Source organism: Gemmatimonadota bacterium (genome assembly GCA_040388535.1).
Classification (GTDB): Bacteria; Gemmatimonadota; Gemmatimonadetes; order Gemmatimonadales; family GWC2-71-9; genus Palsa-1233.
Genome location: JAZKBR010000002.1, coordinates 1,028,086 through 1,049,213, shown reverse-complemented (window position 1 = coordinate 1,049,213; position 21,128 = coordinate 1,028,086). Strand labels below are relative to the sequence as shown.

Here is a 21,128-nt window from a genome sequence, read left to right as displayed (position 1 = left end):
CTCCTGAGGTGGGGCGGCGCGTCGCAAGCGGCGCGCCGTCCCGGCTCCGTGGACTACTGGGCGTAGTTGACGATAGTCATGCGGCCAACGGTGGTTTCACCGTTCTCCGCCGTGACGTGGTAGAAGTACACACCGCTGGCGACGAACTGGTTGTTCCGGTTACGGACGTCCCAGGTGAGTTCGCCACCGAAGATCCCCGAGTCCTGCTTCAGAACACGGGTCAGCACACCGCTCGACGTGTAGATGCGGACGGTGGCCTTCTCCGGCAGGTTCACGAAGCGGATGATCTTGCTCGTGGTTGTTGCCTCGAAGGCGCTGGTCACGTAGTACGGGTCCGGCACCGTGTGCACCTTCGCCAGCGAGGCCGCCGTGGAGGCTCCCACAGTGTTCTCGACCGCGTAGGAGACCACGACCTCGGCTCCGACCGCTGTGAACGGGCGAACACCCGCGACGAAGCGATATGGACCAGCATTACCCGACCCACCCGTTCCCTTGCCGCCGGCGATGATGCCACCAGCGTAGTCGCGCAGCGCCCAGACCGTCCCCTGCGCCGGCAGTGCCGCCATTTCGAACATCGAGATGACACCGGCAACGATCATCGAGAAACCGGGATTGGCCTGCAGGTTGGCCGGGTTACGGACCGACTGGCCCGTGGTGGCCTGGTTGTCGCCGGCACCGAAGGCAATCGGACCGAGCGTCGCCGTCTGGCTCAGCGGAACTGCCGGAGCCGTGCACGAGAAGAACGTGTTGGTCGGCTGCGAAATCTTGCTGCGGAACGGTTCGACACAGACCCAGTCGGTCGGCGTGAGGACGCCGGGACGGTTGTCGAAGAAGCCCGCCGCGTTGGTTGCAGCCTGGTTCAGGATGCCCCAGCCAGCCGTCACGGTGTTGGCCTGGAACGGCACCACGACGTTGTGCGTCACGTCGATGACCGAGTCGACCTTGCCCGCGGCGCCCCAGTAGATGTTGTAGTCGGCGGCACGACGGACAGTCGAGAGCGGCGACTCCATGTTGCGCCACTCACGGTTGAACATCGTGTACGCCATCGGCTGGTACACCGTGGTCACGCCGGTCAGCTTGCCGGCATTGGCGAACGAGGTTGTGGAGGAGCACGCGGCCGTCAGACCAGTGCCACCACAGGAGCCGTTGATTGGATCAGCGGTGACTTCGTTCTTGGTGATCGAAGGACCGTCGAACCAGCGGGCACCGTTGTACCGGAAGTTGGTCGTTCCGGCCGGCAGGTCGCCCGCGGCGAAGCCAGGCTCGGCCAGCGCAGCGCCAAGGCTCCAGGCGCCGGTCTTCGGCCCCTCAGGCATCGTGATCGCGAACGAACCCTTCGCCTTGAAGGCCGTGTTGGCGCCGAACTTGGCCGCCAGCACCGGATCGACCGTGAGTGCGTCGAAGAACTGAGCCGACGTGACGTCGAACTCGAGACGGTTGGTGACCGGGATCTTCACCTTCGTGGTCGCGCCATCGGCCGTGAGCGAGACGTAGAAGTTCTGCGCGATCGCCGGTGAACCACCACCGCAGCAGCCAGAGAGATCCATCTGGCCCATGTCAATCGAGTCGAGCTTGACGCGGAGTGCGCCGCCAGTCTTGACCACTTCCTTCGCCAGGTCACCCACGAAGCCGAGCACACCAGCGTTCATCGGCTGCTGCGGACCGGAGAAGATGCCGGTCGTGCCGTCGAGCGTCGGAGCGGTCGGGAACTTCGCGGTCTGATTCACGCCGCGGCCTTCAATCGTCGTGGTCAGCGTGGCGCTGGAGACGTAGTTCGCCGAGTTGGTGTTCGGTGTCACACGCCGCGTGATGCGCGGCGATTCGAGGCTGGACGGACCAGACTGAATCGAGTTGACGTCGAACGCCGTGACGGCGTAGTAGTAGACCAGGCCGTTATGGACGTCATGGTCGTGGTAGACGAACGGGACACCGGTGTTGGCCAGCGCGGGGAAGCCGCTGTTCTTGCCGGTGATGAGCGTGTCGGTCGTCAGGTTCAGGATGTCGCCCGAGATGAGCTGGACGCGGTTACCGAACTTGACCTGGAAGAACTCGCCACTGATGTCGTACGAACGGAACTTGGTGCGACCCACACCCGAGACGATCGGGTCGAAGACACCAGCGCACGACGTGGTGACGCTGATTTCAGGGGCGCAGGCCGAGCCGAGCGGCACCTGGCCGCCGAAGTCCTTGAACTCGGTACCGGCATAGTCGTACTGGGCGATCAGCTTGAGTGAGTTCGGCGAGTCGATGCGGCCGCGATAGATGCGGTAGCCTTCGACGTCGAACTTGCGGTAGTTCGGATCGTAGAGCGGATTCGGTACCGGCGCGCCGCCGCCCGGAGGCGTGACGGTCGGAGTGCTCGCGATCTGGAAGTACGCGTCGCCCTGCGCTTCCGATGCCGACGGCTTCCAGAGCACGGTGACCTGTTCGTCGCCCGGGATCAGGAAGAATTCAGGCACTTCCGGGGAGAACGGGAGCAGGAACTTGGCATCGAACACGGCCTGCGCCGTGAGGCCCTTGTTGAGCAGCGAGCCCGGGATCGTCTTGATTTCCGACTGCTGCACGATGCCGTCGTTGTTGGCGTCGGTGTAGCCGTTGAAACCGGTCAGCGAGTCGATCTTGTTGGCGCCGGCAACGAGGAGGCCCGGGTTGCTGAGGCGGGTCGGATCGCCCGGCGGCACGAACGGCGCGCCACCCTGGTAGGCCGCAAGAGCCACCGGAGCCGCGTGGATGTACGCCACCACGATCGACTTCGATTCGCCCGGCTTCAGCGAGTCGGCCGAGGCCGACTGCAGGATGCGGACGTCCGAACCGGCGTCGGACTTGACGTAGCAGATGTGGGTGACCTGCACGACGCCCTGGTTACAGGCGACGCCAAGGTCCGGTCCGACATCGCCCGACATGTAGCGGAAGAGGCGAGTGGTGTTGGCCGGGTCCGGGAACGAGCCGCCGTTGGTCGTCAGCGAGAAGAGCTGAATCTGACCAGCGCCGCTCGGCGCCTTGAGGTACTTCACGCCGACGAAGCCTGAGCCGGCGAAGAACGGCTTGCCGAAGATGGCCGGGTCGAACTGCCAGCCGGCCGGCTTCGAGAAGGTACCGTCGTAGACGTAACCCATCGCGAACGGCAGGTTCACCGAGGCGAAGTTGGCGCCGGCTGCAGCGACGTCGGCGTCGGCAGCGAAGGCGGCATAGAACGGATTGATGGTGTAGCCCGCAGTCGGCAGCGTGATGCCGAACTTCGCGTTGTTGAGGCGCTGGAAGTTTCCTGCCGCTTCGACCAGCTTCTCGCGGAGCCCGTCACGGACATTCGCGTAGTCCGCCGGATTGACCGACGTGACGTTGTAGAAGGTGATGATGAAGTAGAGGATGTCTTCGTTACCGGCTGGATAGTTCCAGCCCAGACCGCGGTACTCGGCAACGATGCCGAGCGGGTGTGGACGGCCGGCGTTGACGCCCGGATCGCCTTCCCAGGTCAGGAACCAGACGTCGCCCTGCGAACCGGAGAGCCGGCCGCGGAGCAGCGGGTCGAAGAGCACTTCGCTGGTGTCGCCCTGCGGCACGAAGCCGTAGGAGGGCCAGTTCGCTACGTCGCCAGGATTGCCAGCGTTGTAGAGGTCGGTGAGGCCGATACCGTGCTCGGTGGTTCCCTTCGGATCGAAGAAGAAGCCGCCGGTGGTGTCGCCACCCCACGGGTTGGAAGCCGACTTGGCGCCCTTGATGATGCCGGACACCTGCAGACCGGAATTGAACATGTACTGGTCGCCCGTGCCCTTCGGCCAGAAACCGCCGCCGATGGTGGACGAGTTGGTGGAGTCAACGCCGACGAGACCGCCGGTGCTGAGACCGTAGTACACGCGGTTGATGGTCATGGCGCCGAGGGAACCGGCCAGGAGCCGGAACCGTGACCCAGACTTGGCGCCTGGCTCCGGACCTGCTGCAGCCGGGCTCGGCAGTGCCGTTGCCGCCGCGAGCGCGAACAAAAGCGTCGCGATCCTGCCCCGCTTACCACGCAGTGAATGCATTGCGACCTCTCGAGAATGGAAACTGGCGACCGGAGTGGAGCGGATGGGCCGGAAGGCCCATCCGTTCTACCCAGGGCGAAGCGTGGATCAGAAATTCACTTCCATACCGAAGCGTACCGTCCGACCAGCGAAGGCAAACCGCGACACGTGGTAGTTACCGAGCTGGTTGTTGTCCGACGCGCGGCGCTGTTCTGCCAGCGTGTAGACGCCATCGCCGTTACCGAAGCGCTGTTCCGACTTGCGGTAGTAGTAGCAGCTCGGTCCGGCAGAGTTGCCCGAGGCGTCGGCGTAGTTGGCGCAGCCGGCGTTGGACGTCGGCAGCGAAATGGTGCCGCTGGCGTTGTTGTAGGCGCCGTTGCCCTTCGCAAAGTTCGCGAAGGTCGTGGAGTCGCCCGTCCAGGCGCGGTCCTGCGAGGTCACGTTCTGGATCGAGCCAGTGGTCGTGAACACGGTGCCGATGTTCTTCAGGTTCAGGATGTTCCGGCCGTCGGCATAGGCAGTGAAGTCGAGCTTGCCGACCGCGAAGCCCTTGGTCACGCGGAGGTTGAACTCCTTGTAGGCCGGGAGCCGCGCCGCGTTGAAGTCGCCGGCGAGTTCACGTCCGCAGGGGTTGCCCGAGGTGACGTTGATCGAGGCTTCTTCGGTCGCCGGGCAGCGCGTGTACGGCGTGCCGGCCGCGTAACGGAAGGTGCTGAAGATGCCGACGCGCTTCATGATGGAGCCAACCAGCGAGCCGGACTTGTAGTCGGCCGGGAAGTTGAACGCCGCCTGACCCGCGATGTTGTGCGGACGCGAGGTGCCGACCGGCTGGGCCTGCTGCGGCGGCGAGGCGTTGGTGCCGCCCAGGCCGGAGAGGATGCGCGAACCGTAGTTGATGTACGAGTACGGATCGGAGCCGGTGTTCTTGGCATCCTGGAACGAGTAGCTGATGGTGCCGTTGAAGATGTTGCCGAAGCGACGATCGAGGCGCAGGTCGAGTCCGCGGGTGTTACCGAAGTCCTGGTTCACCGTGAGGCGGATGTCGTTGCGGTCGTTGCCGATCGGGTCGGTCAGCGGAATCAGACGACCGGCCGGGTTGGCCAGGTTGTCCTTGTTGTACACGGTCAGGTCGAGGACCATGTCATCGCTGAACGCGTGCGAGACGCCGAACTCGAACAGGATCGACTTGCCGAAGTCGAGGTCCGATCCGTAGTTGTTGTTCGTGTTGGTGATCGAGAGGTCGGTGTTCGACCCGAAGAGCACCACCGAGAAGTCCGGCTGCTGCACCTGCTGCGCGTACGAGAGGCGGAAGTTGGTCCGCTCGGTCACCGGGAAGGCGACCTGGATGTGCGGCGACAGGTAGTTGTGGCTCTTGAACGGCGTCAGGTAATTGTCGACGGTCTCGGGCGTGAAGCCCGGCGCCGACGAGATCCGCGGGAAGTCCTTCCAGTGGCTCGCGCCGACATCGAAATAGTCGTAGCGCAGGCCGCCGACGAGGACGACGTCACCGAGGTCGAGACGATCTTCGGCGAAGACGTTGTAGCGAATCGGCTTGGCCAGCCAGATGTCGGAGAACGACTGACCGGTGGCGCCGATGTTGTAGGTGCTCGTGGTGTACTTGGTGTACTCGCCGCCGAACTTCACGCGGTTGTAGCGGTCGAGCTGCCAGTCGAGGTTGGCCTTGCCGACGAGGCGGTTTTCCGAGGCCGTGCTCAGGACGCCCGGCGCGGTACCGCCGCCGCCAGCGCCCATACCGACGCCGTCCGGCGCGCCGCCCCAGCCCGTGTTGCCGTTGTACTGGGAGGTATTGAAGCGGTCGTAGACCGTGATCGGCGTCCCGGCCTGCTGGATGCGGTAGTTGCGCACGAGTTCATCGGTGACCGGGAAGGTCTTCATGTCATAGATGAAATCGAAGTTCTTGAGCAGCCAGCCGTTGAACGGATTGCGGGTGCTCTCTTCCGACGCCGCAGTGAGCGTCGAGTTGATCGAGCGATCCCACTGATACGAGAGGTAGGCATCGAGCGCGATGGCGCGCGATGCATTCTTGCTCAGCGTCTGGGTCCAGTTCAGCGTCGCCACGTTGTTGCGCGTGAGCGTGCCGGCCGTTCCGTCCGCGCCACGCTGGCCACGGTTCTGGTTGCTGCTCGTGATGTACGAGAGCGACACCCGCGAACCCTGACCGAACGAGTAGTTCAGCTTGCTGGTCAGCTGGATGTTCGTGGTCGGTGCGTACGCGCTGCGGTTGCCGTGGCACTCGTAGCCGTAGTTATCGCGCATGTCCGGGTCGGAGGCATTCGCCACGACCGCGTTGTCGCACTCACCGCGGAACATCGCATACTTGTAGACCGGGACCTGGAAGGTGTCGGAGGTCGCCGAGTTACGCGTGCGCGGCACCGCGTAGGTGGTGTCGACCGTGGTACGGACGAAGTTCGGCACTTCCCAGCCGTTGTAGCCGCGGAGACCGGACTTCGCGCCTTCGAGGACGCCACCGACGAAGAAGGTGAAGTCCTTCATGATCGGGCCGCCGAGCGAGGCCTGCAGGCGGTTGTAGCCCTGGCCGTAGCGCTGACCGGCGAGTTCGTCGGTTTCGTAGCCGACGTTGCCGGCGAAGCGCGAACCACCGGTCTTGGTGGTGATCGAGATCACGCCGCCCTGCGCGCCACCGAACTCGGCCGAGGAGGCGCCGGTGGTGACCGAGGCGTCTTCGAAGGAGTTGGTGCCGACGCCGACGGTGCCGGTGCCGGTGCTCGGCGCGTTCAGGTTGCCCTGCTGGCTTCCGGTGGCGGTAAGGCCACGACCGGCGCCCGTGCCGCGGTTACCCTGGGCGACCGGGACACCGTCGATGTACGTGGCGTTTTCGTCGCCACGGCCACCGCGCACGGAGAGCGTGCCGCCGCCAGGCGAAGAAGCGACGCCCGGCTGCAAGGCCAGGACGCTACCGATGCGGTCGACCGGCAGCTTGTCGGTGTAGGACCCGTCGACGAGCTGCTTCGAGGTGACCTTGTCGCGAGGCACCAGCGCGTTCTGCGCGGCGACGACGGTGATTTCCTGCACCGTCACGGCCGTCTGCGTCAGCGTGATGTCCTGGGTGATGGTCTGACCGGAGAGCATCTTCACGTTCGAGACTTCCACCGGCTTGTAGCCGACGTAAGAGACCCGGATCGAGAAGTCGCCCGCAGGTACGTTGTTGATGAAGTAGTACCCTTGCGGGTTTGCCACGGCAGATGCCGCACTACCGACGATGGCGACGCGCGCATTGGCGACGGGCTGACCGCCCGGGTCGCGAACACGTCCCTCGAGCTTGCCGGTGGACTGGGCAACGAGCGCCGTAGCGCCGAGCCCGGATACCACCGCCGCCAGCGCGACTGCGCGCGCCGAACGTGCGAGGGCCTTCACAACAGTTTGCTTCATGGAACCGTCCTCCGAAGGCGAGATCACAGAGAGACTTCCTTCACCAGCAGGTACTGAGGTATTCCTCGGAAACCCACGCCCCGCCTGGCCTGCAACGGGAATAATGCTGCGTAGGAGAGCGCCCGAGGAGGCGCCCATGGCGACACGAACGCCGCGAGATTCGCGACGACCGGTCACGAAAACCGTGTGTTCCGGTCTACAGTCGGTCAGTTGTATTAACGAAAGGAAAATCCCAGCGGGTTGCCGGGCTGGGAAGAATATGCCCGCCCTTCGTACGAGTGTCAAGCAACTGTCACCGAACCGCTTCCGACCCGGTACCTGGCTGTAACTGGGTGGAACGCAATGAGATGACCCACTCCCCCCTGCCCTGCAACCCCCCGGGTTACCCCCGGGGGACTATGCCGTCACCAGCTCGCGTTGTGGCTCCCGGGGGGTCACGACCAGTCCTGACGGGCCCCAGTACAGGTTGACCTCGCTACGCAACCCGAAGTCACCTGGCAGATAGATCCCCGGTTCGACCGAAAAACCGCTTCCCTGCAGCAGGAGCCGGTCGTCGTGGGTCTCGTAATCGTCGAGGTGCGGTCCACTGCCGTGGAGATCCCGATCGATGCTGTGACCGGTCCGATGGACGAACCACTCGCCGAAACCCGCGCGCTCAATGACTTCCCGGGCCGCCCGGTCGCCGCGATAGCCCGGCACCGGCTCACCCGCCGCGACCAGCGCCTGCAGAGTATGGATCGCGGCATCCCGCGCGTCGCGGACCGTTTCCCAGACCTGCTGGACCCGGGCCGGCACCGCCGTTCCGCTGAACCCCATCCACGTCTGGTCGGCGAAGATCGCCCCCTCGCGCATGCCGCCCCAGAGATCGAGCAGAATGACCTCATCGTTCGCCAGCGTGCGATCGGCGCCCGGATGCGGCTCGTAATGCGGGTTGGCGGCGTTCGGCCCGAACCCCACGATCGGGTGGGTCGTGAGGTACATCCCCGCCCCCTCCATCGCCCGCACGACCTCCTGCTGCATCGCGCTTTCGCTGTAGCCGGTGCCCCCCAGCGTGACCGCCCGGGCCAGCGCCTTGAGGGCGATGTCACGCAGCAGTTCGGCCGCGGTCTGGTGCTCCGCCGTCTCCGCCGCCGACCAGGTCGACACGAACTCGGTCACCAGCCGCGCGCTCGGCACCACCTTCACGCCGAGCGACTGCAGCAGGTCGATCACCCCCCACGGAATCCGGTCGAGATACGGCACCGCATCGCGTGCCGAAATTTCCATCGCCGCGATCTTGCCGCCGACCACTTGCGTGAGTGCCGCGTGCAATTCGGCGTGACGCGAGAATGGAATGATGGTGCCGGGAAAGCCGTCGAACGGCTGCATCTCGATGCGGTGCACAATCGCTGTCATCGGCCCCTCGCGCGGGATCCAGACGAAAACGCGGCGCGTCCCCATCCCACCGGGCAAGAGCTGTTGCGCCACCGGATTGCAGCCGTGGAAGTCGAACAACAACCAGCCATCGGCGTTGATCTGCTCCAGTGATGCCGTGAGGCGAGCACGATCGATTGCGGTGAGACCCTTCATTCGTAACCCTCTCCCCTGGCGGCGAGCCAGCGACAGGTGCGATCGCCGCGTCCGCGGCACGATTCGTGGACCATCGACCCTTCAAAGCCCGCAACGAGCCGCAGCAGCTCGGCCAGGGCCACCGAGTAGAACTGACAGCCGACGCCATCTTCACGCGCCCTGAGCCCGAGCGAATCGGCGGCTTCGGCACGCGCGACGCCGGCCTCGGAACTCATCTCGATCAATAGCCAGCGTCGGGCAAGCTTTGCCGACGCTCGCAGGCCGAGTCGGGTCCCGAGCTTCCCCGGTGCGGCGGCGATCAGCCCGCGCGTCGCGATGCCGAGGCGGCGCGCGGCATAGCGCGCCGCACGGCGGCCCGCGTCGGCATAGACCAGCGCGGCATCGGGCCGTCGGCCAACCAGCCGGAAAACGGCGAGCGCTTCATCTTCGGGAAGGTCGCCACCGGCGGCGGCGCGTTCGCGATAGCGGGCGACCTGTGCCGCCACCGTGGGCGAGAGGCCGAGACGCTTGGCCGCGAGCTCGTGTTCGAGGGCGCCCAGGCCGTCATCGGGCGGGGTATCGATGTTCTGCACGGCCTCGAGCAGGGCGAGGGGCAGGATGGCTGGCGTTAATGACATTGGGGGGAACAACGTAACCCGGAGCGATCGTGACCGGGTAGCAGTGCTTACCTTCCGGGATGTCCGATACCCTCGCCCCGGCCGCCTTCGAAGACGAAGCGCTGCCCCATCTCGATACCCTGTATCGAGTGGCCCTCCGGCTCACCGGCGACCCCGCCGCCGCCGAAGATCTGGTGCAGGACACCATGCTGCGCGCCCTCCGCGGGTGGAGCTCCTTCCGCCCCGGCTCGAACGCCCGGGCCTGGCTGGTCACCATTCTGCGCAACCAGTTCATCAACGGCTATCGCAGCCGGAAGCGGGCGCCTCAGGCCGTCGATATGGAAGCGATCCCCGAACCGGTCGACCTCAAGGACCCCGACCCGGAAGGGCGCTTCTTCCGCGAGCTCGTGGACGATGAGGTGCTGGCCGCGGTCGATGCCCTGCCCACCGATTTCCGGGAAGTGCTCGTGCTCAGTGACATGGAAGGCCTCCCCTACGCCGACGTGGCCGAGGCGCTGGGGATCCCGGTGGGAACCGTGAAATCGCGGCTCTTTCGTGCCCGGCGGATCCTTCAGGGGCGTCTCCGACGTTATGCCGAGGAGACGGGGATCCTCCCGTCGGGGGGAGGGGAGTCATGAGCGAGCTGTCTTTCGATTGCCAGGCCGTACTCGATCGCCTGGATGCCTACCGCCTCGGCGAGCTGAGCGCGTCGGAAACCGACGCCTTCTGCGCCCACCTGGCCGAGTGTCGCAAGTGCCTCTGCGAGGAGAAACAGCAGCAGGCGCTGCTCGAACGGCTCCGCGCCACCTGCCGCAACTGCTGCCCGGAAGAACTCCGGCGCCGCGTGATGCAGGCGTGTGGCTGCAAGGGTGACTGACGTGTTCGATGTGCTGGTGGTGGGCGGTGGTCCGGCGGGAAGTGCGACGGCACTCCGGCTCGCGCGCGCCAACCGGCGCGTGCTGCTGCTCGACAAGGCCGTCTTCCCGCGCGAAAAAGTCTGCTCCGAGTATCTCTCCCCCGAAAGCGTGCGCCATCTCGATCTGCTCGGCGTGCTCACCACGCTCGATCAGCATCACACCTCGGCTCCTCTCGTCGGCACCAACGTCACGGCCGCCTACGGCGCGGCACTCAGTGGCCGCTTCGCCGAGGCGGGTGGCGCACCGTTCCGGGCCACCGGGATTTCGCTGCCGCGCCGCGTGCTCGATGCGACGCTGCTCGACGCGGCAGGCGCGGCTGGCGTCACGGTGATGGAGCGACAGCAGGTCGTGGATCTGGTCCGCGGTCGCGACGGTGTTTGCGGTGTGCAACTGCGCGACGAAGGGGGCCAGCTGTCGACCGCGATGGCACGTGTGGTGGTGGGCGCCGACGGCCTCGGCAGCGTGGTCGCCCGGCGCACCGGTCTCCGGCGTCAGGGCTGGCTCAAGCGGATGGCGTTCGTCGCGCACGTGACGGATGTGCCCGGACTGGGTGGTGCGGCAGATATGCACGTGAGTCGCGATGGCTATGTCGGACTCAATCCTATGGGCGATGGCGTGACCAATGTGGCGCTGGTTGTTTCTGCGAAGGCCGCGGCAGGAGCACGGGGTGATGCCACGACATTCTTCCTCGAGGCGCTCGAGCGTTTCCCCGGAATTCGTGGCCGGATTCATCGCGAGCGGATCGTGCGCGAAGTGATGGTCACCGGACCGTTCGATGCGATGTCGCGGCGCAGCGTGACCGATGGCGCGCTGCTGGTGGGCGATGCCGCAGATTTTTTCGATCCCTTCACCGGCGAAGGGATCTGTGCCGCGCTCGCCGGAGCCGAGCTGGCCGCGGGCGTGCTCGATGAAGTACTCGCAAGCGATACGCCGCTGACCGCCGCACGACTCGCGCACTATCGCACCCTGCGTCGCCAGCGCTTTCTCGGCAAGTGGATCGTCGAGCGGCTGATTGGCTATTCGATGCTCACGCCGGCGCTCTTCGATCGCGCAGTGGGTCGGCTTGAGCGTCGCGGGATGGCGGACACGCTGATCGGTGTGACGGGAGATTTCGTTTCGCCGTGGCGGGTGCTGAATCCGGGTTTCTTGACGAGGATGCTGGTTTGACGTTGTCGCCCTGAGCGCAGCGAGCCGAAGGGTTGTCACCCTGAGCGGAGTCCGCGAAGCGGACGAAGTCGAGGGGGCGGAGCGCCGCTCCTTCGACTACGCGAGCCTGCGGCTCGCTCCGCTCAGGATGACAGCACGGAGCTTCGCCCCCTCGCTTCGCTCAGGGTGACAGCACGAAGCTCCGCCCCCTCGCTGCGCTCAGGGTGACAACACAACACGAAGGAACGATGGACCCATTCGAATTCCGACAACTCTGCGGTCGCTTCGCCACCGGTGTCACCGTCGTGACCGCGCTGGACAGCAGCGGCGTGCCGGTGGGAATGACGGCGAACTCGTTTGCGTCGGTGTCGCTCGACCCGCCGCTGGTGTCGATTGCGATTGAACTGAGCGCGTCAGTGCACGAGGTGCTGCTCACCGCGCCGCGCTTCGCCATCAACATCCTCGAGTCGCACCAGGAGGCGCTGTCGCGTCGCTTCGCCAGCGGCGTCGCCGACCGCTTCGAGGGTGTCGGCTGGCATCGTGGCCCCGACGATCAGGTGCTGCTCGATGGGGCGCTCGCGCACATCATCTGTGAACCGTTGACGACGCTTCCGGCGGGCGATCATACCATCTTGATCGGCACGGTCGTCGGCGGGAGTGCTGCCGACCACGGCCGGCCGCTGCTCTACTATCGCGGCGGCTACGCCGATCTCGAGCCGATGTGATCGGGTGACCGGCATCGCGCTGTCGCGCATCGGGGTGGAAGCACTCGACGACCCCGCCACCGACCCGGCGCTGGTGGTGCGGATGCTGCGCGACATCGCGCGGGCCAATCGCTGGTTTGGCGGCACCGCCGCAGTGCACACGGGCCTCGCGTGGCTGCTCACTCCCGCCGACCAGGGGCAGACCCTCTCGCTCTTCGATGTCGGCACCGGCGCCGGCGATCTCCCGCGCGATGCGGCTGCGTGGGCTGCCCGACGGGGCGTGACGCTGCGACCCTGCGGCCTCGAGCGGATTCCGGCGGCGGCAGCCCTCGCGCGCGACAACGGAGTCCCCACCCTGCTCGGCTGTGCCAGTGCACTACCGCTCGCGAACCGGAGTGTCGATGTCGTGCTGGTGAGCCAGGTTGCGCATCACCTCGACGATGAGGGAATCGTCCAGCTCTTCACCGAGTGCCATCGCGTCGCCCGTCGCGGCGTGATCATCGCCGACCTGCGGCCATCGCGCCTTGCGGCTGTCGCCTTCCGCGTTGGCGGCGCGCTGCTCGGCCTGCACGCGACCACGGTGCTCGACGGCGTGACGTCGCTGCAGCGGGGCTTGACCGCTGAACGACTCCGGGCGCTCGCCGCGCGGGCACATTCGGCACCGATCCACCTCCAGGCGCTCCCCTTCGCCCGGATTCTCCTCTGCTGGCGGACCTCGCCGTGATGCGCATTGTCGATCGCCTGCTGATTCGCGCCACCCCCGATGCGGTCTGGCCGCACGCCGTCATGGTGGAACAGTGGCCGGCGATCCTGCCGCACTATCGCTTCGTGAAACGCCGCGAAGGCGCGCCCGGCGGCGATGGTATCGTGGAGATGTCGGCGAATCGCCCCTTCGGACCGCTCCAGTGGCCCACCTGGTGGCTGTCGCAGATGTGGGTGAACACCGAGGCCAAAGAGATCCGATATCGCCACATCGGTGGTATCACCACGGGGATGGACGTCCTCTGGACCATGACACCGACTGCCGAAGGATTGAGTGACGTGATAATCGTGCACGAATGGTCCGGCCCGCCCTGGTCGCTGTTGCGCGTGCCGGCGGCCGAGCTGGTGATCGGCCCCGTCTTCGTGCATGGCATCGCCGCGCGCACGCTCGCTGGTGTCGCCCGCGCGGCGGAGCGTGCCGGGTGAAGCGTCGCGTTGTCATCACCGGCGTCGGTCTGGTGACCCCGATCGGCATCGGCAAGGAGGCGGTGTGGCAGCGACTGCACACGCGGCAATCTGCTGTGACCACCATCTCCCGTTTCGATTCGACGCCGTTTCGTTCGCACATCGCCGCCGAGGTCAATGACTTCGACGCCGTGGCGATGCTCTCGGCCAAACAGGCGCGCCGCACCGACCGCTGTTCGCAGCTCGGCCTCGCCGCAGCACGGCTGGCACTCGAGGACGCCGATCTCTCGCTTGCCGATGAGACACCCGATCGCGTCGGCGTGATGATGGGCACCGCGCTCGGCGGCATCGGCTTCGCTGAACAGGAAAACACCAAGTACGTGCAGGGCGGCCCACGCGAAGTCGACCCGTTGCTCGCGCTCACGGTGTTCGCTGGCGCGCTCTCGTGCAACATCGCCATCACCCACGGTGTCTCCGGCGTCAACGCCACCAACGCCATGAGCTGCGCCTCGGGAACGCTCGCGATCGGTGAAGCATTCCGCGCGATTGCGAGTGGCCAGGCCGATGTGGTACTCGCCGGTGGCAGCGAAGCACCGCTCTACCCGCTCTGCTACGGCTCCTTCTCGCTCATCCGCGCGATGAGCACCCGCAACGACGACCCGGCCACGGCGTCGCGTCCGTTCGACATCGGCCGCGACGGTTTCGTGATGGCCGAGGGCGCCGCGATCCTGGTGATCGAATCGCTGGAGCACGCGGTGGCGCGGGGCGCTCCGATCTACGCCGAGATCGCCGGTTTCGGACTCACCAACGATGCCTTCCATATGACGCAGCCCCGCCCCGACGGTCGTGAGGCCGTGCGCGCGATGCGGCTCGCGCTGGCCGAGGCCGAGTGCGCGCCCGAGGATGTCGAGTGGGTGAACGCGCACGGGTCATCGACCACGCTCAACGACAGCACCGAAGCGCGATCGATCCGGGAGGTCTTTGGCGAGCATACCGACCGGCTCCCGGTCAGCGGCACCAAGGGGTGGCACGCCCACGCCCTCGGCGCGAGCGGCGCGATCGAGACCGCGATCGCTGCGCTCTCGATCTCGCGGGGCTGGATTCCGGACACGCTCAACTGTGCCGAGCCCGAGCCGGCAGGCGGGCTCAGCTTTGTCCCCGCGGGCGGACTCGCCCTGCGGCCGCGAGCGGTTCTCAAGAATTCATTCGGCTTCGGCGGCAGTAACGCGACGCTCCTGCTCCGCGCCCCGGCGTAGTAGATTGGGCGCGTGGCCGCCCGGTGCGGCCGCTCCCCCGTCCTCAACCCCAGGGTTCCAGCGATGCCGTCACTCGCTCGCCGCGCCGTCGCCGAAGTCTACGGCACCTTCGCCCTCATCTTCTTCGGGTGCGGTGCCGTGGTAATGGAGTCGTTCCCGACGGCGCACTACGGCCTGATGGGGATCGCTCTCGTCCACGCCGTGGTGCTCTCGGTCGCCATCTCGTCGACGATGGCCATCTCGGGCGGTCATCTGAATCCAGCAGTGAGCATCGGGCTCTGGGCGACCGGCCGGCTCAAGGCGCAGGACACCTTCATCTATGTGCTGTCGCAGCTCGCCGGTGGCCTGCTCGGCGCGCTGGTGCTCAAGATGGTGGTGCCGGGGAGTGTCGCGAAGTTCGTGCTGTACGGCACGCCGACGATCTACAACGGCATCTCGTTCACCACGGCCGTCGCGATTGAAGCGCTGCTGACCTTCTTCCTGATGTCGGCGGTGATGGGCACGGCCGTCTCGACCGCCGCACCGAGGATCGCCGGATTCGGCATCGGCCTCACGCTCTTCTTCGCGATCATGTTCGGTGGACCCTTCACCGGTGCCGCACTGAATCCGGCGCGCGCGTTCGGCCCCGCGGTGATCAGTGGCAACCTCGATTCGCTCGGCGCGTATTTCATCGGGCCGATTGTGGGAGCGGTGATTGCGGCGCTTCTATGGGATAAGGTGCTCTTGAAGGAATGACCGTTGGTGCCGCGCTTGCGCGGCACCGGTTTCAAAGACTCGCAAAGGCCCCGAGGAATTGCTCCTTGGGGCCTTTGGCGTTCGGACAGACCGGTGCCGCGCGAGCGCGGCACCACCGGGTGCAGGGCCGCTATCCGCGCGGCTTTCCAGATCTCCGGAAGAGCGACGCTGTATAGCCGAGTAAGATCACCGCCGCCACGACATACGCCGCAATCGCGTAGCTGCCATTATCCGGCATCGGTAAGCTCCTGCGCGACGCGACGCGCGCCAATACCGTAGCGGGTCATCACGAAGCCCAGATACATCACCGTGAAGACGCCGAACGAGGTGAGGAAAGTGCGCAGCATTTCCCACGGCAGTGAGGGCTTGTCGGTCTTGACCACCACCGGCTGCGGATGGGTGGTGTTGAAGAGGTAGACCGTGAGATGGATGAAGGGAACCAGCAGCATTCCCATGATCGCGACGACGGCCGCGTAGCGCGCCCGCTCGGCCGGATCACGCACGGCAGAGCGCAGCGCGAAGTAGCTGCAGAAGAGGAGGAACTCGATCAGCGAGAAGGTCAGTCGCGCGTCCCAGGTCCACCAGGCGCCCCAGATCGGCTTGGCCCAGATCGGACCGGTCGTGAGGAGCACCAGCGCGAAGGCGAGCCCCACCTCGGCCGACGCCTCGGCGAAGGTATCGAAGCGATCGTCCTTCAGCAGCAGGTAGAGCAGCGACGCGATGCCGGCGAAGACGAATGCCATCTCCGAGGCGTAGGCCGACGGCGGATGGATGTAGAAGATCTTCTGGGCCAGCCCCTGGAAACGTTCGGCCGGCGTGAACCGCCAGGCCATCAGATAGATGCCGGCGAGGCCCAGCAATCCGACGAACGCGATGATGCGGCCGCGACGGATATGGGCTTGGGCGTTTTCCAGGGCAGTCGTCATTCGTCCACCACCACCGGGAAGAGCAGGTTGGCGAGCACGAGGAAGGCAACATCGTAGAGCGTCAGCAATCTAAGCCATCCCCAGAGTTCACTCATCGGGCGATGCGCGAGCAGGCGGAGGGTGGCTTCACTCGCCGCAAAGACCGGTGGGATCATGAACGGAAGCAGCAGCACCGGCAGGAGCAGCTCGGCGAAGCGGGTGCGGACGGCCATGGCCGAGAAGAGTGTGCCGACGGCGGTGAAGCCGATCGCCGCGAGAATCGCGACGCCGGCCACCGCCAGCAGCGACAGCGTCGGCGTGACATTGAAGAAGAGAATCCAGAGCGGGAAGGCCACCGCCTGGACCGTGAGCACGAAGGTGAGATTGGCGAGCCACTTTCCCCAGAAGATCGCCTGACGCGGCACTGGCGCGAGGAGAATTCCTTCGAGGGCGGCGTGTTCGCGTTCGAGCAGGAAGGCGCGATTGAGCGCGACCAATGCCGAGAGGGCGAGCGTCACCCAGAGCACACTCGGCGCGACGTCGGCGAGCGAGAGGGTCGCCGGGTCGCGGGCAAAGACGAAGATCAGCAAGACCAGAATGGCGAAGAGGGTCGCCGTGAGCAGCGCCGTCTTGTGGCGCCACTCGATGCGCAGGTCCTTGGCCGCGATCGCGCGGGTGGCGCGCCAGAGACTCACGTGGCCACCGCCCGGGCATAGGCGACCCGGAATTCCTCGAGCGAATCAGGACGCGGAATGTCGAGCACCACCCGGCCGGCCACGAGAACCACGACGCGCGTCGCCGGGAGCCAGGCTTCACCGGGCTCGTGGGTCACGCAGACCACGCCCCGGCCGGCGCTCCGCTCGGCAGCGATCCGGTGACGGAGGTCGTTGGCGGAGCTGGCATCGAGCCCGGTGAACGGTTCGTCGAGGAGGAGGAGAGCCGGGTGGTGGAGGGTCGCCCGGGCGATGGCCAGCCGCTGCAGCATCCCCCGCGAGAAGCCGCCGACCGTGGTGTCGGCACCTCGCGACAATCCGACACCATCGAGCGCATCCTGGACACGGCGTTCGGCCCCGTCGAGCCCGTGCAACGCCGCCGCGAAACGCAGGTTCTCACGCGCCGTGAGGTCGTCGTAGACGAAGGCCTGATGGGAGAGGAAGCCGAGCTGGGCGCGGGCCTCCGGGTCGGCGTGGACGTCGCGGCCCGACACCAGCACGGAGCCGCGGAGCGGTCGGGCGAGCCCGGCGATGCAACGCAACAAGGTGCTCTTCCCCGCCCCGTTGGGTCCTAACAGGAGCACCACTTCGCCGGCCTGGATCTCGAGGGTCACGGTCGCGAGTGCGACCACGCGGCCGAAGCGTCGCTCGACACCACGTACCGCCACGAGCGGTACCAGATCCTGGGTCATCGCAACGTCTGGTAGATGGGCATCGCCGGAAGATACGGCGGGACGGGCAGCAGGGAGAGGGGCGACGAGCCGGAGGAACGGGAAAGCCGCGCCGGGCGCGGCTTCAGTGGCGGCGAATCAGCGTCCGCTGGGCGCGAAGACGAAGAGGTCGTCGAGCTTGGTGAGCACCAGCAGGAATTCGAGTTCGGCGCCGACGCCGCGGAGGACGACATCCTGACGACGGTCGGCGGCGTGCCGCTGGACCATCACCAGCGCGCCCAGCCCCGACGAGTCGACCTCGCGGGTACCGCCGAGGTCGACCACGAGCTGGCCGGCGCCTTCCGACATTTCGTCGAGCAAGGCATTGGCCGACACGCGAAATGCTTCGCGGGTCGCCAGACCCAGACTCTCGGGAGCTTGCAGCACCCGCATCGGCGGTTGCGCGGTGGACACGGTCAAAGGGCCTCCAGCCCGGAAATTCTTCGGGGGCTAGAATCAGCAAGGGCCTTGCCACCGCCCTTCTACAGCCGCTCGTCAAGGAATTGGTCGGCCGGAGTGTGGCGCCATAGCCGCAGTAGATTGAGAGAATCTCCTTCCGGAATCCCGGCACCGATGACCGATCAGCTCGATACCCTGCTCAGTGAGGAGCGCCGTTTCCCACCGCCAGCGGGCTTTGTGGCCAAGGCGGTGGCGACCCCCGCCCTCTACCAGGCCGCGGCCGCCGACCGGCTCGGATTCTGGGCCGAACAGGCCCGGGCACTGGAGTGGTCGCGGCCGTGGGACAGCGTGCTGGAGTGGACCCTGCCGCACGCGAAATGGTTCTCCGGCGGGCAGCTCAACGTGTCGGTGAATTGCCTCGATCGCCACGTCCGGAGCGGGAAGCGGAATCAGGCGGCGTTGCTCTGGGAGGGTGAACCAGGCGACCGCAGGGTACTCACCTACTGGGAGTTGTATCGCGAGGTCGGTCGCGCCGCGAACGCCCTCAAGGCCCTCGGTGTGAAGCGCGGCGACCGGGTCGCGATCTATCTGCCGATGGTCCCGGAAGCCGCGATTGCGATGCTCGCCTGTGCGCGAATCGGTGCAATCCACTCCGTAGTATTCGGGGGGTTCTCGGCCGAATCGCTGCGCGATCGCATCAACGACGCCGAGGCGGTGTGCTGCATCACTGCAGACGGTGGCTACCGTCGCGGCTCGGTGGTGCCACTCAAGCGTTTCGCCGACGAAGCCCTCGCGGAATGCCCGACCATTCGCTCCTGCCTCGTGGTCCACCGCGGCGCTGGCATCGATGCGACCCACTGTCCGATGACCGAGGGGCGCGATCACTGGTGGCACCGCGCGCTCGAGGCGCAGCCGGCCGATTGCCCGCCCGAGGCGATGGACGCCGAAGACCTGCTCTTCATCCTCTACACCTCGGGCACCACCGGCAAGCCGAAAGGAATCGTGCACAGCACCGGCGGCTATCTCACCCAGGCGGTGGCCACCACGAAGTACGTCTTCGACCTGCAGGGCGATGATGTCTTCTGGTGTACTGCCGACATCGGCTGGGTCACCGGCCACTCCTACGTGGTGTATGGTCCGCTCGCGAACGGCACCACCATCGTGATGTACGAAGGGGCACCCGACTGGCCCGAGCGCGATCGGTTCTGGGAGATCTGCGAGCGCTACGGCGTTACGGTGTTCTACACCGCCCCGACGGCGATTCGCGCTTTCATGAAGTGGGGGACCTCACACCCGGCGAAGCACGATCTCTCGCGCCTGCGGCTGCTAGGCACGGTGGGTGAGCCGATAAACCCCGAGGCGTGGATCTGGTACCACGAGCAGATCGGCGCGAAGCGCTGCCCGATTGTCGACACCTGGTGGCAGACCGAGACCGGCGGGATCATGATGACGCCGCTCCCCGGGGTGGTGACTACCAAGCCCGGCTCGGCGACGATTCCCTTCCCCGGAATGGAGATCGAGCTGGTGGACGTGACCGGCAAACCGGTGGCCGAGGGTGGCGGCTTCCTTACCATCAAGTCGCCGTGGCCGGGGATGCTCCGGACCATCTACAAGGATGACGCCCGCTACCAGGAGACCTACTGGAGTCGCTTCCCCGGCCGCTACTTCGCCGGTGACGGTGCCAAGGTCGACGCCGACGGCTACTGGTGGATCCTCGGCCGGGTCGACGACGTGCTCAATGTCGCTGGCCACCGCATCGGCACGATGGAAGTCGAGAGCGCGCTGGTCGATCATCCCTTTGTGGCCGAGGCTGCGGTGGTCGGCAAGGCGCACGAGCTCAAGGGTCAGGGAATCGCGGCGTTCGTGACGCTCAAGGAGGGCCACTCGCCGAGCAGCGAACTGCGCGATGAGCTGCGGGAGCATGTGGCCAAGAAGATCGGGGCGATTGCGAAGCCGGATGACATTCTCTTCTCGGCCGACCTGCCGAAGACCAGAAGCGGGAAGATCATGCGGAGATTGCTCAGGGATATTGCCGAGGGGCGGGCGCTGGGGGATACGACGACCCTTGCCGACCCGGGCGTGGTGGCGAAGTTGAAGGAGCAGTACGAGGCGACGGAGGGGTGATGGGTGATGGATGACAGATGACAGATGACAGATGACAGATGACAGATGATTGATGACAGATGATTGATGGTTGTCGTCCTGAGCGAAAGCCGCGAAGCGCCTGTTGTCGAAGGAGCTGGTCTCGACGGCAAGTGGGTACTCCTTCGACTGCGCTCGCCTGCGGCTCGCTTCGCTCAGGATGACAACGCCGGCCATCTGTCATCTGTCATCTATCATCCATCATCGTCCCATCACCTGCACATTCCCGAAGCTGATCGCATCCGGCGTCACCGGCGTCGGCGCTGCGCCGGTATCACAGAAGGCCTGCGCGGTGCCCGGTGCGGAGTTGCGGAAGGCACGGAGGTTGGACGTCGCATCCTCTGCATTCTGCCCCTCGCCGTTATCGACGACGTACCACGCCACATCGGTTCCAACCAGGAAGAGCGAAAATTTCGATTGCTCGACCACGCCACCGACGCGCGCCGTGTTCCCCTCGATGGAGAGGCAGGTGAGGCGGCCGTGCATGATCGTGGCGCCTGCCACGAGTTGCCATTCCCCATCGACAGAGCCGTCGTCGTGTCGCCGCACCGAGAAGGCGAGGCGACGACGCAGGCCATCGGGGGTGATCCAGTGACCGCCGCCCGAGGCAGAGCCAACGACCGGGCCGGCGACTGATGCGCGAATGGCGGGGGCCTGGTCGGGCAGGGTCGCCTGCTCGGTGGCACACGCGGTGGAGACGACGAGGGCGAGGGCGACTGCGAATTGACGGGTCTGCATAGCATGCTCCGTGGAAGTG

At 66.2% G+C, this 21,128-nt stretch carries 18 protein-coding genes; 9 read left to right on the top strand and 9 right to left on the bottom strand.

Going from position 1 to position 21,128, the window contains the following annotated elements:
- Positions 1-53: 53 nt before the first annotated feature.
- The 4 genes from V4558_08260 to V4558_08245 form a co-directional block, all read right to left on the bottom strand.
- Positions 54-4,022, bottom strand: a complete 3,969-nt coding sequence (locus tag V4558_08260; protein ID MES2305486.1) for a T9SS type A sorting domain-containing protein — start codon at positions 4,020-4,022, stop codon at positions 54-56.
- Between the two features lie 87 nt (positions 4,023-4,109).
- Positions 4,110-7,412, bottom strand: coding sequence for a TonB-dependent receptor (locus V4558_08255; GenBank protein MES2305485.1), 3,303 nt, complete (start codon positions 7,410-7,412; stop codon positions 4,110-4,112).
- Positions 7,413-7,808: 396 nt separating this feature from the next.
- On the bottom strand, positions 7,809-8,981 hold the full coding sequence (locus tag V4558_08250; GenBank protein ID MES2305484.1) for a M24 family metallopeptidase: 1,173 nt from the start codon (positions 8,979-8,981) through the stop codon (positions 7,809-7,811).
- Entirely contained in the window at positions 8,978-9,598 is a 621-nt protein-coding gene (locus V4558_08245; protein ID MES2305483.1) for a hypothetical protein, read from the bottom strand. The genes V4558_08250 and V4558_08245 overlap by 4 nt, the downstream gene beginning before the upstream one ends.
- A 59-nt stretch (positions 9,599-9,657) precedes the next feature.
- Between V4558_08245 and V4558_08240 the strand changes: the two genes are divergently transcribed.
- The 8 genes from V4558_08240 (at position 9,658) to V4558_08205 (ending at position 15,502) form a co-directional block, all read left to right on the top strand.
- Positions 9,658-10,215, top strand: coding sequence for a sigma-70 family RNA polymerase sigma factor (locus tag V4558_08240; protein ID MES2305482.1), 558 nt, complete (start codon positions 9,658-9,660; stop codon positions 10,213-10,215).
- Complete coding sequence (locus tag V4558_08235; GenBank protein MES2305481.1) at positions 10,212-10,454, top strand: zf-HC2 domain-containing protein; 243 nt, start codon at positions 10,212-10,214, stop codon at positions 10,452-10,454. The genes V4558_08240 and V4558_08235 overlap by 4 nt, the downstream gene beginning before the upstream one ends.
- Entirely contained in the window at positions 10,447-11,661 is a 1,215-nt protein-coding gene (locus V4558_08230) for an FAD-dependent oxidoreductase (protein ID MES2305480.1), read from the top strand. The genes V4558_08235 and V4558_08230 overlap by 8 nt, the downstream gene beginning before the upstream one ends.
- 227 nt (positions 11,662-11,888) lie before the next feature.
- Complete coding sequence (locus V4558_08225) at positions 11,889-12,365, top strand: flavin reductase family protein (protein MES2305479.1); 477 nt, start codon at positions 11,889-11,891, stop codon at positions 12,363-12,365.
- A gap of 4 nt (positions 12,366-12,369) precedes the next feature.
- Positions 12,370-13,068 carry a methyltransferase domain-containing protein gene (locus V4558_08220; GenBank protein MES2305478.1) on the top strand — a complete coding sequence of 233 codons (699 nt, stop codon included), beginning with the start codon at positions 12,370-12,372 and terminating at the stop codon, positions 13,066-13,068.
- On the top strand, positions 13,068-13,532 hold the full coding sequence (locus V4558_08215) for an SRPBCC family protein (GenBank protein MES2305477.1): 465 nt from the start codon (positions 13,068-13,070) through the stop codon (positions 13,530-13,532). Before V4558_08220 ends, V4558_08215 begins: the two co-directional genes overlap by 1 nt.
- Entirely contained in the window at positions 13,529-14,767 is a 1,239-nt protein-coding gene (locus V4558_08210; protein MES2305476.1) for a beta-ketoacyl-[acyl-carrier-protein] synthase family protein, read from the top strand. The genes V4558_08215 and V4558_08210 overlap by 4 nt, the downstream gene beginning before the upstream one ends.
- A 63-nt stretch (positions 14,768-14,830) precedes the next feature.
- Positions 14,831-15,502, top strand: coding sequence for an aquaporin (locus tag V4558_08205; protein MES2305475.1), 672 nt, complete (start codon positions 14,831-14,833; stop codon positions 15,500-15,502).
- A gap of 227 nt (positions 15,503-15,729) precedes the next feature.
- Here the strand turns inward: V4558_08205 and ccsA are convergent, their stop codons facing one another.
- The 4 genes from ccsA to V4558_08185 form a co-directional block, all read right to left on the bottom strand.
- A complete protein-coding gene (gene ccsA, locus V4558_08200) occupies positions 15,730-16,428 on the bottom strand; it encodes a cytochrome c biogenesis protein CcsA (GenBank protein ID MES2305474.1) in 699 nt (232 codons plus the stop codon).
- On the bottom strand, positions 16,425-17,102 hold the full coding sequence (locus tag V4558_08195) for a heme exporter protein CcmB (GenBank protein MES2305473.1): 678 nt from the start codon (positions 17,100-17,102) through the stop codon (positions 16,425-16,427). Before V4558_08195 ends, ccsA begins: the two co-directional genes overlap by 4 nt.
- Positions 17,099-17,812: a heme ABC exporter ATP-binding protein CcmA gene (gene ccmA, locus V4558_08190; protein ID MES2305472.1), complete on the bottom strand. Its 714-nt coding sequence runs from the start codon at positions 17,810-17,812 to the stop codon at positions 17,099-17,101. Before ccmA ends, V4558_08195 begins: the two co-directional genes overlap by 4 nt.
- Before the next feature lie 117 nt (positions 17,813-17,929).
- Positions 17,930-18,244 (bottom strand): STAS domain-containing protein, encoded by a 315-nt coding sequence (locus V4558_08185; GenBank protein ID MES2305471.1) that lies wholly within the window; start codon positions 18,242-18,244, stop codon positions 17,930-17,932.
- 159 nt (positions 18,245-18,403) lie between these two features.
- Between V4558_08185 and acs the strand changes: the two genes are divergently transcribed.
- Entirely contained in the window at positions 18,404-20,353 is a 1,950-nt protein-coding gene (gene acs, locus V4558_08180) for an acetate--CoA ligase (GenBank protein ID MES2305470.1), read from the top strand.
- Positions 20,354-20,572: 219 nt separating this feature from the next.
- On the opposite strand, the gene V4558_08175 is transcribed toward acs, so the two are convergent.
- Entirely contained in the window at positions 20,573-21,109 is a 537-nt protein-coding gene (locus V4558_08175) for a hypothetical protein (protein ID MES2305469.1), read from the bottom strand.
- Positions 21,110-21,128 lie beyond the last annotated feature (19 nt).

What these genes read in the sequence shown, in the direction of transcription:
- acs (MES2305470.1), top strand. Translation starts at nt 18,404, where the DNA reads ATGACCGATCAGCTCGATACCCTGCTCAGTGAGGAGCGCCGTTTCCCA.
- ccmA (MES2305472.1), bottom strand. Translation starts at nt 17,812, where the DNA reads ATGACCCAGGATCTGGTACCGCTCGTGGCGGTACGTGGTGTCGAGCGA.
- V4558_08250 (MES2305484.1), bottom strand. Translation starts at nt 8,981, where the DNA reads ATGAAGGGTCTCACCGCAATCGATCGTGCTCGCCTCACGGCATCACTG.
- V4558_08240 (MES2305482.1), top strand. Translation starts at nt 9,658, where the DNA reads ATGTCCGATACCCTCGCCCCGGCCGCCTTCGAAGACGAAGCGCTGCCC.
- V4558_08235 (MES2305481.1), top strand. Translation starts at nt 10,212, where the DNA reads ATGAGCGAGCTGTCTTTCGATTGCCAGGCCGTACTCGATCGCCTGGAT.
- V4558_08245 (MES2305483.1), bottom strand. Translation starts at nt 9,598, where the DNA reads ATGTCATTAACGCCAGCCATCCTGCCCCTCGCCCTGCTCGAGGCCGTG.
- V4558_08175 (MES2305469.1), bottom strand. Translation starts at nt 21,109, where the DNA reads ATGCAGACCCGTCAATTCGCAGTCGCCCTCGCCCTCGTCGTCTCCACC.
- V4558_08255 (MES2305485.1), bottom strand. Translation starts at nt 7,412, where the DNA reads ATGAAGCAAACTGTTGTGAAGGCCCTCGCACGTTCGGCGCGCGCAGTC.
- V4558_08260 (MES2305486.1), bottom strand. Translation starts at nt 4,022, where the DNA reads ATGCATTCACTGCGTGGTAAGCGGGGCAGGATCGCGACGCTTTTGTTC.
- V4558_08205 (MES2305475.1), top strand. Translation starts at nt 14,831, where the DNA reads ATGCCGTCACTCGCTCGCCGCGCCGTCGCCGAAGTCTACGGCACCTTC.
- V4558_08225 (MES2305479.1), top strand. Translation starts at nt 11,889, where the DNA reads ATGGACCCATTCGAATTCCGACAACTCTGCGGTCGCTTCGCCACCGGT.
- V4558_08215 (MES2305477.1), top strand. Translation starts at nt 13,068, where the DNA reads ATGCGCATTGTCGATCGCCTGCTGATTCGCGCCACCCCCGATGCGGTC.
- ccsA (MES2305474.1), bottom strand. Translation starts at nt 16,428, where the DNA reads ATGACGACTGCCCTGGAAAACGCCCAAGCCCATATCCGTCGCGGCCGC.